Here is an 11,130-nt window from a genome sequence, read left to right on the forward strand (position 1 = left end):
CCCCAGCCCCCATCCCCGCGCACACGGTCATCAATGCACGGGCACAGGGTGAGCGACTCTCCGCGCAACAGTTCCACCTCGTCCTGTTGGATACCGAGCGTGCCGGCACCGTCTTCCCGCTCGCCAACGAAGCGCTTCGCGTGGGCAAGGCGCCCGACAACGACGTCGTCATCGACCACCCCACGGTGAGCCGCAATCACCTGGTGGTGCGCCGCCAGGGCGACCGCTTCCTCGTCCAGGACCTGGGCTCCACCAACGGCACCTTCCTCGACGGCGCCCAAATCCGCGAGGCGTACCTGCGCCCCGGCGCCCTGCTCGAAGTGGGCGACGTGCGCCTGCGCTTCAGCCCCCAGCTCGCCCCCGTCCAGGTGGAGCCCACGCTGGAGGACCGGCTGGGAGACCTGGTGGGCCGCAGCCTGCCGATGCGGCAGATCTTCGCGCTGCTCCAGCGCATCGCCCCCACCGACTCCACGCTCCTGCTCGTCGGCGAGACGGGCTCCGGCAAGGGCGCCGCCGCCAAGGCCATCCACAAGCTCAGCCCGCGCGCACCCGGGCCGCTCGTCGTCTTCGATTGCGCCAGCGTCTCCGACTCCCTCATCGAGAGCGAGCTGTTCGGCCACGAGAAGGGCGCCTTCACCGGCGCCGTCAGCCAGCGCATCGGTTGCCTGGAGCGCGCCAACGGCGGCACCCTCTTCCTCGACGAAATCGACGACCTGGCGCTGGACCTCCAGCCCAAGCTCTTGCGTGCGATTGAGGACCGCGAGTTCCGCAGGCTCGGCGCGTCCACGCCCATCTCCTTCGACGCGCGCATCGTCGTGGCCAGCAAGAAGGACCTCTGGTCTGAGACGCAGGCGGGCCGCTTCCGCGAGGACCTCTACTTCCGCCTCTCCGTCTTCACCGTCAACCTGCCGCCCCTGCGAGACCGCAAGGAGGACATCCCCCTCCTCGTGGACGCGTTCGCCGGCGAGGGGCTGTGGCTGCGGCTGCCGGAGAAGATTCGCGAGCAGTTCAACGGGCACACCTGGCCGGGCAACGTGCGCGAGCTGCGCAACGCGCTCGAGCGCGCCCGGCACATGGTGGATATCCCGGAGCTGGCCGGGGACACGCTGCTGCGCGAGTTCACCCGCGAGCCCCCCGCCCCCGCGGGCGACTTCCTCCCCGCCGAGTTCACCGGGCCCTTCAAGGTCTGCAAGGACGAGCTCATCCGCGCCTTCGAGCGCGAGTACCTCACGCGCCTGCTCGGCCGCGCCAAGGGCAACATCGCCCGCGCCGCTCGCGATGCCGAGCTGGACCGCAAGCACCTCTACTCCCTGCTGCACAAGTACGGCCTCGTGCAGAGCGAGGGAGACTGAGCGTCACCGCGCCGGAGCGCACGCGGCGTCGAGCAACTCCGGCCGGTATTCGAAGTGCATCGTGTCGTAGTGGTACCAGCGACCGCCCCAGATGAAGCCCTCCGCCTCGAAGGCGTCCACCAGCGCCTGGGGCACGGCGTTGCGCCAGCGCACCGGCGTCCGGGGCCGCTGCCATTCCCAGTAGTGCGAGCGCGCGGTGTTCAGGTCGATGGAGACGCCGTAGGAGTGCGCGCTCCGGCGCGTCGTGTGGGCGATGTTGCGCCAGACGAACGTCCCGCCCACGCCCTGGAGGAAGGGCTTCAGCGAGGCGTCCTTCGCCACCAGCGCCTCCAGCCGCGCGGCGACGCGCTGGAACGCCGGCGCCACCTTGCGGTGCACCTTGAGCCGCTGACCGAGGAACACGAGCGGCACCACGTCCACCTTCTCCTTCGCATCGCCGTACATGGCCTCGAACAGCGGCTCGAAGCGGATGCGCCCGGGGTCCTCGTCCTCGCGAGTGACCGGAGCGATGGGGCCCGCGACATAGGCAATGGAGAGCGTGTCCTCCAGGTCCGGGGCCTCCAGCTTTCGAGGGAACGACTTCCGCTGGCCGTCGTCGAACGGATGGGCGCGTCCATCCGGCAGCGTGAAGCCCCAGCCCGCGTCGAGGCGCACCGGCGTCAGCACCGGATACCACTTCGCCAGACAAGCCAGCGCGGATGGAGGTGCGCCAGGGGCATCGCGCACGGCGCGCGGAGCTTCGACAGACGGACCCGCGTCGGGCGGTGTCGCGGCGAGCGCGCCTTGGGACAGCAGACACAGCACCCAGGCGCGCGTGAAGAAGTGGACGGGAGTCACCCGCGCATCCTCGCACCCGGGGGATGTTCGAGTGGTGAGCATTGGACTGGGAGGCGAACGAAGTATCGCCGGGAAAATCCACCGTGGCATGGTGGGTCCGCCTCCGCAGTCCTTCCATCCTCCCAAGGAGGGCCCATGATGAAGCGTCCGTCTCCGTGGCTCGCTGTGCTGTGCGCCGGGTTCATCTCCATGCATGCGACCGGGTGCTTCGGCAGTTTCAAACTCACGCAGAAGATCTGGCAGTTCAACAAGAACATCTCCGGTGAGAAGTTCGTGCAGTGGTTGATGTTCCTCGTGCTCGTCATCGTCCCCGTCTATGAGATTGGCGCGCTCATCGACGCGCTCATCATCAACAGCATCGAGTTCTGGAGCGGCAACAACCCCGTGTCGAGCGCGGACGGCACCGACGACGGCACGCGAGTCGTCCGCCTGAGCCCCACGGACGTGCTGCGCATGTCGCGCGACGCGGAGAGCGGCGTCATGAAGCTGGAGCTGGAGCGCGCGGGCCAGGAGCCCGTCATCCGCTACTTCGAGCCGCTGGAGAACGGCATGGCCGTGCGCGACGACGCGGGCGCGCTGCTCGTTCGCGCGGAAGGCGCGGCGGACGGCGCGGTGGCGGTGACCGACGCCTCGGGTGCCACGCTGACGGTCCACGGCGCGGAGGCCGTGGCGCTCGCCCGGCGCGTGTACGAGGACGGTGGCGCGCTGGCGCTCGCCCGGCACACCGTGGCCCGGTCCACCGTGTCGAATGGGCTCGCGCTCAACACCTGCGCCACGCCGTAGCCCCCTGCTGGAGCGCGGTGACGCCCGAGCGTCCGGGCGTCACCGCTGGCTCACGGCGAGCCTTCGCTACGGGATGATGACACTCCCGTCGAGCGGCTCACCCTCTTCCGGACCGAAGCCCGCATCCAGTGCTTCCGAGGAGAAGGTCCCCTCCAGGCTGCGACCGGCGCCGTAGCCGTCGCCCTTCTTGAAGGACATGGAGAAGTCCCCGCGCGTCTGCTCGCCCGGGTTGCCTCCGGACTCCAACTGCAAGTCCCCCTTCTCCACCGGCGCGAAGACGCGCGACGGCTCGCCCGCGTTGAGGTGCACCACCGTGGCTCGCGCCAGTCCCGAGGGCGTGTTGCCCGCCAGGTTGATTTTCGCGCCCGGCCGCAGGTCCAACCCTTCCGTGGACACGGTGAGCCGCACCACCAGGTCCACGTCCAGGTCGTTGTTGCGGAAGTAGCTCACCTGGAGCGCCTCCGCGTTGCGGAGAATCTCCACGCGCGACACCTCCAGCGGGAAGAGCTCCGACACGCTTCCGGACAGCGAGTTGTCCGGACGGCTGCACGCCACCATGCCGGCGCCGGACGCAATGCCCGCCAGTGTCAGCGCCGCCAGGGCGCGGACCGCACTTCTCATTGCTCCACCGCGAGGTTCAGGACGCCCTTCTTCGTGAGCGCCGCCACCGGCGTGCGGTAGAGCACCACGCGCTTGCCCGTGGAGAGGAACGCCAGCTTCGGGGACCAGCCGCCGTTGGCGTCGACCAACGTCTCACGCCAGTTGCCCGCGATGCGCGCGCTGATGATGAGCTGGTCCTCGTTCGGGTTGCAGCTCGTGTCGTTGCGGCCCGTCTCCGACGAGCAGACGTAGTGGGCGATGTGCGGCTCGTGGTTCGCCGCGTCGAACGCGAGCGACGGATACCAGCCGCCCGTCCCCCGGCCGAACACCGGGTCCGGCGTCGACCATTCGCCCGTCGTCGCGCAGCTCGTCGCGCTGGGGCTCGGGCAGTCGTAGTACTGCAACACGTCGCCTCGCGAGGAGCCGCGGTTCTGCACGGCGATGCCGAAGCCCGCCACCGAGTCGTACGCGATGGACGGCCCCAGCTGCGTGTTGCCCACGCTCTCCGGCGTGGCCACCAGCACCGGCGCCGTCCAGGCCGCGCCATCCGCGTTGCGCCGCTGGAAGACGATGCCCGCGCCCGTCGCCTGCGCGGCTTCCTTCACCAGGTCGTGCACCACCGCGGGCTGCGCGCCCGCCATGATGAGACCGATGTGGCCGCCGTAGCCCGCCTTGGTGTCGCCCGACGAGGCCAGCATGCGGAACGTCCAGCTCGCGGGCCCGCCGCTCGCCAGCTCCAGGTCCGCCGACTCCCAGTCCTGACGACCGAAGTTGCCGTTGTGTCCGTCGCGATACGCGACGAGGGCCTGACCGCCGGAGAAGACCATGGACGGGTTGAGCCCGATGAGGAAGCCCACGTCGCTCAGCGGGTTGCCGATGGCCGCCGCGTTGGAGCGCGTGCCGACGACCCGCTGCGTCCACGCGCCCGCCGACGAGCGATAGGACACCGCCGCATCACTCTGGAGCCAGAACGTGGAGTCGTCGCTGCCGCCACCCAGGTAGGCCACCGCCGGCTGTCCATCCGGACCGAAGGCGATCGACACCCCGTACACACGCTGCACGGTGACAATCTTCTCCGCTGGCCCGAGCACGCCCGCGTTGAACTCGCGGTAGCGCAGGTCGTAGTTCACCACGCTGCCCGTCGTCGTCCCGTTGTTCACGAAGTACGCCATGCCGATGCGGTCCTCGGGACCGACGGCCATGGCGATGTTGGAGATGGGGTTGAACTCGCTCGGGTCCGAGTCCACCTCCAAGCGGGTGAAGGGTGAATCCGAAGGTCCCGGCCCGCCATCCGGGCGCCCCGCGTCCGGATTGTCCGGATTGGAATCCTTCCCGCATCCCAATGCCAGCGCCAATCCCAGTGCCCAGACATGCCGTCTCATCTTCTGTCTCCTTGCGTTGTCGGCCCTGCACATCGTCGTTTCATCCTACGTCACCACCACGCCCGAGGAAGCAGGCGAGCCATGCATCCCGACGCGGCGAAGCGCCTCGCGCTGGGTTACGCTCGCGCACCTATGCCCCGTGCGCGTTCCCCTCGTCAGCGCCTGTCGCGGCGCTCCTTCATCCGGCGGCTGACCTTCCTGGGCGGCGGCGTCGTGCTGCTCGGACCGCTGGCCTGCAAGCGCTCCTCCGAGGAAGCCCCCAAGCCCGCCACGGACCCCGGCCCCCTGGGCACCGCGCCCGGTGGGCAACACCATCGCACCTTCTCCTCGTTCGAGCTGGCCGTCGTCACCGCCGCCACCGAGCGCATCCTCCCGCGCGACGAGGACCCCGGCGCGCTCGACGCCGACGTGCCTGTCTACATCGACCGCATCCTCCAGACACCCGAGATGAAGCCCATGCGCGACGACTTCCTGGAGGGGCTCGCCGCGCTGGAGCGCCGCTCGCAGCGCATGTTCCAGAAGGGCTTCTCCGCCATCACCCCCGCGCAGCAGGACGAGCTGCTCACGCTCTTCAAGGACAGCCCGCCCCAGAGCGGCGAGGCGCACTTCCTGGAGCTGCTCACCGTGCTGACGTTGGAGGGCTTCCTGGGTGACCCGTCCTACGGGGGAAACAAGGGCAAGGTGGGCTGGAGGCTGATGGGGTTCGACGCCGTGGGCACCATCGCCATGGCGCCGCCCGAGGGCTACGACGGACCGAAGTGCCTGCGCGAGTGCGGGGTTCACAAGTGAGCCTGCCCGAAGTCGACATCTGCATCATCGGCAGCGGCGCGGGCGGCGCGCCCATGGCGCTGGAGCTGGGCCGCGCGGGCTTCAAAGTCGTGGTGCTGGAGAAGGGCCCCCACTACCGGCCCCAGGACTTCGTCCACGACGAAATCCTCAACAGTCGCCGCAACTTCTTCATGCCACTGCCCTGGGAGGAGCCGCACCTGCTGCGCAAGGGCGCCAAGGGCAAGTACGAGCGCAGCTCCGCGGCGTGGACGGCCAACTGCGTGGGCGGCGGCACCGTGCACATGAGCGGCTTCTTCTACCGCCTCAAGCCGGTGGACTTCCGGCTGCGCAGCACGCTGGGCGCGGTGGCCGGCAGCACGATTGCCGACTGGCCCATCTCCTACGAGGACCTGGCGCCCTTCTACGACAAGGCCGAGCAGGAGCTGGGCGTGTCCGGACAGGCCGTGGCCCACCCCTTCGCCGAGCCGCGCAGCGCGCCGTACCCGCTGCCGCCCCTGGACGTGCACCCGGTGGCGGGGGAAATCGACAAGGCGTGCAAGGGGATGGGCTGGCACTCGCTGCCCACCGCGCGCGGCATCATCAGCCGTCCCTACAAGGGCCGGGCGCCGTGCGCGTACTGCGCGCTGTGTGGCAGCTACGGCTGTGAGATGGGCGCCAAGAGCGGCACGAACGCAAGCCTCATCCCCGCCGCCGTGGCCACCGGCAACGTGCAGGTGCGGCCCGGTTGCATGGCGCGCACCGTGGAGGTGGACAAGAAGGGACGCGCGCGCAGCGTCATCTACCTGGACGCGGACGGCGTCACCCAGGAGCAGCCCGCCAAGGTCATCGTCGTGTCGTGCACGGCGGTGGAGAGCGCGCGGCTGTTGCTCAACTCCACGTCCAGCCGCTTCGCGAGCGGACTGGCCAACGGCAGCGGGCTGGTGGGAAAGAACCTCATCTTCAGCTCGTTCGGTGAGTCCCAGGCGACGTTCCGACTGTCGAAGCAGGCCGAGAAGCGCCCGTGGCTCAAGGACCCGGGCCCCTTCGTCAACCGCAGCATCCAGGACTTCTACCTGATGCCGGATGAGCGCTTCGGCTTCCGCAAGGGCGGCACCATGGGCTTCATGTGGGCGCATCCCAATCCCATCCATGCCGCCACGGGGCTTGCCGGCAGCGGCTCCTCGGCCGTCTTCGGCAAGGAGCTGAAGGACAGGATGCGGGCCTACCGGGACTCGCGCATCCTCCTGTTCGAGGTCTACGGGGAGTTCCTCCCCACGCCCGGCAGCTACGTGGGCGTGGAGAGCGCGGTGAAGGACAAGCACGGCATCCCCGTGGCCGCCATCACCGTGGAGCGACACCCCACGGACCTGGTCGCCACGCGCTTCCTCGTCGAGCGCGGTGAAGAAGTCCTGCTGCGCCTGGAGCCGGATGAACTCAAGCGCACCACCACCGCCGGAGAGACGACCATCCTCCAGCACGGCACCTGCCGCTTCGGTGACGACGCGGCCACGTCCGTGCTGGACAGGAATTGCCGCGCGCACGAGGTGCCCAATCTCTATGTCGTGGACGGCAGCTTCATGCCCACGGGCGGCAGCGTGCCCTCCACGCTGACCATCGCCGCCAACAGCTTCCGGGTGGCGAGCCACCTTGTTCGAACGTTGAAGCAAGGCGTCGCCTCCGGCGGTTAGCGATTGCGCAGGGGCGTCACGTCGACCTTCACGGCGTAGCGCGCCTGCATGTCGGACTCGAACTCGATGAGGTGGTCGCCCACTCCGGTGACGTCCGCCTCCTTCGTGAAGACGCTGAACTTCTCCATCGAGTCGAGCACCGCGCGCCCATCCGCCGCCAGACGCGTGCGGGCCCGGCACCCCTCCTCGTGGAAGATGACCACCGTCTCCTCTCCCGCGGCGGTGACCTCGTCCAGGTAGAAGCTCACCTTGACGTGAGACGCCTCCGGCACCTGGACGATGAACTTGCTGCGACCAGGGAAGCGACCCTCCGCATAGCCTTCCGCTCCGAGAATGCAGCCCGCGACGCTGCCACACACCGGCCACGTCTCATCACACGCATCCTTCACACGCGGACCGATGAAGTCGTCGCGCGTGTCGCCACAACCCACCACCAACAACATGAGCAGGAATGCACCGGCGCTCTGGGCCTTACGACAGAACACTGTTACAACATTCATCATCATCGACCCTCTAGCGAGGAGTGAACGTCCATGCGACTGCACACCCCGTGGCTCCCTATTCTCTTCTTCTCACTCGCGGCCTGCGGTGAGAGCGCCGAAGAACTTCCCAAGACCCCGCAGCTCGTCTCGGACCGCGACGAGATGGCATTCGACCGCGAGTTCAACGCGGGCACCTTCGTCGGAACCAGTGGCTTCAACTCGGTCATGGTGACGAACATGGGGGAGGATACGCTGGAAATCACCGACATCACCCTCAACGCTCCGTCCGTGTTCACGATGAAGGTCTCCAATGACTACACGGCCGGCACGCCCCTGCAGCTGCCCTCGCTGAAGCACGTCTTCATCGAGGTGACGTTCAAGCCGCGCGAGGCCCAAGTGTACCAGGGCACCATCACCATCAAGTCCAATGCGGCGAACCTTCCAGAGAAGGTCATCGCCCTCAACGGACAGGGTATCGCGCCTCCCTGAGCCTCCCCGAGGGTGAAGGGTGACGGGCACCACCCGCCACCCCACCCAGGTGGGTGTCATTCGCTCGCCCGCCCGCCGTGGCACACCTCGCGAAGTCGCTGGCCCACACCGCGCGCCAGGCCTCGCGACAATCACACACATTCCGCCGGACACCGGGTGATGGCCTCGCGAAAGCCAGGTCTCCCCGCATGAGCGACGGCTTCGTCGCCCCTTGTTCCATCCACCCTGCCTCGCCAGCCGCCCCGCCTCGTTGAAGCCGGGTCAGACACATCGCGAGACACCGCATCGAACCAGGTGACTCCGCTGGGAGCGAGTCACCCGGCCCGGCTCCCACTCACGGCTGACGGGTGAAGGCACAGCCCCCGCGCGGCCCGGGAGCGCCACCGTCTGGCGTACCCGCGTCTTCCAGCCCCGGGCACTGCGTCGTCACGCCGCCATCCCGCGTGTACGACTGGGGATAGTCGCCGTAGCCGGTGCGCAGCGTGTACTCCACCTGCTCGTAGGACGTGCGCTCGGCCGCCGACACATCCACGCGCATCTTCCCGCCACGAATGAAGCGCGGCTCCAGACAGCCACACGCGTACGGGGCCAGGGTGACGACGGTGGAGTCGGGGCGCTCCTCCAGGTTGAACAGCGGCTGGAAGCTGCTCAGCGGAGCATTCGCCGGCGTGTGCCACGCCCGCAGCGCGTCCGAGCGGTAGCCCAGCGTCAGCGCCTGGTTGCGGCTGCCCGCCCTCACCGCCACGCAGCCATCGCCCATGCCACTGTCCGGCACCGTGCCTCCGTCGGCGCCCGCCACGGCGTCGCCGTCACAGAAGGTCAAGTCCAGCGCGAGGCCGTGCACCGAGCCACCGTCCTGCTGCTTCGCCACCTCCCACTGCACCAGCCACGCGCGGTCTTCCGGCGGCGGCACGGCGGGGAGCTGGAACATGAAGGAGTCCACGTCGGACGGCACCGCGTCGTAGTCCATGGGGCCGCGCACGCCCCGGCCGTTGATGCGGTCATCGCCGTTGCGCAGCCGTCCATAGCCATGCGACAGCCGGCCGGTGACGGTGTACTCCGCCGTGTCCGGCGGCGCGGGGAAGGCCGTGGTGGAGGCCAGGGGCTTGGACACCGCCGACTCCGTCGACGTCCCGCCGTAGCGGCTGACCTCGTCCGCGTCTTCCGCCTCCCACGTCACGTCCAGCCGGTAGTCCTTGTCATCCGCCCAGTTGGTGCCGTCGTCCTGGACGTTGAAGTAGTACAGCTCCGAGGCCGCGCGCGGGGGCACCGGGATGACGCCCTCGAAGTTGCTCAGGTTGGTGAAGCGCGGGTTGTTCGACGTCTCCTCGCGCAGCGAGTGCAGGCACATGGGCGCCGGCAGGTCCGTGCGCTGGCAGTACCCCTGCACCAGCGCGACGATGTCCGGATTCTCTCCGTAGCCCTTGGGGCACGCCGTCGCGTCATTGGTGCATGCGGTCCGCCACTCATCCACGTTCACCCCCTTCGACACCAGGGTGAACACGAGCACCTGGCGGTCCGGCGTGTCCGGCAGCGCGGGGAAGCGGCCCCCGGTCGCCAGCGGCACCACGCGGTAGCGCAGCCGCGTGGGCACGGTGGAGGCCGGCAGGCGCACCCCGTACCAGTCCTGGTCGCCGATGTAGCCGATGCGTCCGGTGAAGGCCTTCGACGACGCGGGTGACGGTGAGGCCAGGTCCCACAGCAGCGCGTCGCCAACCTTGTCGTTGCCGAGCTGCGTCTGGTCCTGGGGGTCCGCCTCGTCCAGGACGCGGATTTCCACGTCGTACCCCTGGCGCACATCACCCTGTGACGTGTCCCGGTCGCTGATGCCGCGGTAGCCGCGCACCACCAGCATCCACTTGCCCGCGTGCTCCGCCTTCACCTTGCGCGCCGTCGCCAGCACGCCCGGGCGCACCTGCGGCAGCACCTGGCCTTCGGCCTCCTTCTCCTCCTTCACGAGGAAGCCAGGGCGCAGGAGTTTGTAGGACAGCCGCCAGTTGGGCACGAAGCCCTGGTCCGGCGCCGTCACGCTCACGTACGCCACCTTCCCCACCGGCAGGTCGAAGGTGTAGCGGTCCACGTCGTTGTCCGTGGCCAGGAAGCCGGCAATCGTGCCCACCTGCCCGTTGGCCCCCTGCGGCTGCAGCGGCAGCACCGTGGGCGAGGTGACAGCATCGTTGGGTTCGTGCGTATCCGGGTTCTCGGTGATTTGCAGCGTCAGCCGGTAGGGATTGCGCGCGTCGAACTTGGGCTGCGTCGGGACGTCCGGCGCGTCCTGCACCAGCACCAGCAGCGTCTTGCCCTTCAAGTCCTCGCGCAGCGGCACCACCATGTCCACCGGCTTCGGCGCGCCCTGGCCATGCTTGTCGTCCTTCTTCGCCAGCGAGCCTTCCGACCCGTCAGGCAGCGTCTCCAGCACGCTGATGGACAGTTGCACCGCGGTGCTGGAGGCCACGTAGAGCCCGTTGAGGTTGAGCAGCGTGCGCGCGCTCGTGTTGGCGGGCAGGACGATGCGGTACCAGTCCTGGTCGCCTTCGCGCGTCGCCCCTTCCTTGACGAGCAGGCGCTCCAGCGGCTCACCAGGCTTGAGCTCGCACTCGGCCAGCGTCAGCGCCTCTTCCCGGCTGTTGCAGAGGTCCTGCACCTGGGGGGTGCCCGCGTCGTCCTTGTCATCGCCCCCGGAGGAGCAGGCGGTGAGGGCGAGCAGCGCGAGCGACAACAGTCGGACTTGGGTCTTCATGGGAGCGTC

10 protein-coding genes are annotated in these 11,130 nt (G+C 68.9%); 5 read left to right on the forward strand and 5 right to left on the reverse strand.

What is annotated here, in order from left to right; translation table 11 throughout:
* On the forward strand, positions 1–1,352 hold a 1,352-nt coding region (locus tag FJV41_RS08395), incomplete at its 5' end, for a sigma 54-interacting transcriptional regulator (RefSeq protein WP_246137089.1).
* Positions 1,353–1,355: 3 nt separating this feature from the next.
* On the opposite strand, the gene FJV41_RS08400 is transcribed toward FJV41_RS08395, so the two are convergent.
* Positions 1,356–2,189, reverse strand: a complete 834-nt coding sequence (locus tag FJV41_RS08400; protein ID WP_246137090.1) for a M15 family metallopeptidase — start codon at positions 2,187–2,189, stop codon at positions 1,356–1,358.
* A 138-nt stretch (positions 2,190–2,327) separates the two neighbouring features.
* Here FJV41_RS08400 and FJV41_RS08405 point away from each other — a divergent pair, with 138 nt between their 5' ends.
* Positions 2,328–2,972: a DUF3332 domain-containing protein gene (locus FJV41_RS08405; protein WP_141641957.1), complete on the forward strand. Its 645-nt coding sequence runs from the start codon at positions 2,328–2,330 to the stop codon at positions 2,970–2,972.
* Between the two features lie 66 nt (positions 2,973–3,038).
* Here the strand turns inward: FJV41_RS08405 and FJV41_RS08410 are convergent, their stop codons facing one another.
* Positions 3,039–3,593 carry a hypothetical protein gene (locus FJV41_RS08410; protein WP_141641906.1) on the reverse strand — a complete coding sequence of 185 codons (555 nt, stop codon included), beginning with the start codon at positions 3,591–3,593 and terminating at the stop codon, positions 3,039–3,041.
* Positions 3,590–4,954 carry a hypothetical protein gene (locus FJV41_RS08415; RefSeq protein WP_141641907.1) on the reverse strand — a complete coding sequence of 455 codons (1,365 nt, stop codon included), beginning with the start codon at positions 4,952–4,954 and terminating at the stop codon, positions 3,590–3,592. The genes FJV41_RS08410 and FJV41_RS08415 overlap by 4 nt, the downstream gene beginning before the upstream one ends.
* 81 nt (positions 4,955–5,035) lie before the next feature.
* Between FJV41_RS08415 and FJV41_RS08420 the strand changes: the two genes are divergently transcribed.
* Positions 5,036–5,743: a gluconate 2-dehydrogenase subunit 3 family protein gene (locus FJV41_RS08420; RefSeq protein ID WP_246137091.1), complete on the forward strand. Its 708-nt coding sequence runs from the start codon at positions 5,036–5,038 to the stop codon at positions 5,741–5,743.
* Entirely contained in the window at positions 5,740–7,410 is a 1,671-nt protein-coding gene (locus FJV41_RS08425) for a GMC family oxidoreductase (RefSeq protein WP_141641908.1), read from the forward strand. The genes FJV41_RS08420 and FJV41_RS08425 overlap by 4 nt, the downstream gene beginning before the upstream one ends.
* On the opposite strand, the gene FJV41_RS08430 is transcribed toward FJV41_RS08425, so the two are convergent.
* Positions 7,407–7,895: a hypothetical protein gene (locus FJV41_RS08430; protein ID WP_246137092.1), complete on the reverse strand. Its 489-nt coding sequence runs from the start codon at positions 7,893–7,895 to the stop codon at positions 7,407–7,409. The genes FJV41_RS08425 and FJV41_RS08430 overlap by 4 nt on opposite strands.
* A 48-nt stretch (positions 7,896–7,943) precedes the next feature.
* Here FJV41_RS08430 and FJV41_RS08435 point away from each other — a divergent pair, with 48 nt between their 5' ends.
* Entirely contained in the window at positions 7,944–8,381 is a 438-nt protein-coding gene (locus tag FJV41_RS08435) for a hypothetical protein (protein WP_141641910.1), read from the forward strand.
* A gap of 334 nt (positions 8,382–8,715) precedes the next feature.
* Here the strand turns inward: FJV41_RS08435 and FJV41_RS08440 are convergent, their stop codons facing one another.
* On the reverse strand, positions 8,716–11,121 hold the full coding sequence (locus tag FJV41_RS08440; RefSeq protein ID WP_181790487.1) for a hypothetical protein: 2,406 nt from the start codon (positions 11,119–11,121) through the stop codon (positions 8,716–8,718).
* Positions 11,122–11,130: the final 9 nt, after the last annotated feature.

Source organism: Myxococcus llanfairpwllgwyngyllgogerychwyrndrobwllllantysiliogogogochensis, from assembly GCF_006636215.1.
Taxonomy (GTDB): domain Bacteria; phylum Myxococcota; class Myxococcia; order Myxococcales; family Myxococcaceae; genus Myxococcus; species Myxococcus llanfairpwllgwyngyllgogerychwyrndrobwllllantysiliogogogochensis.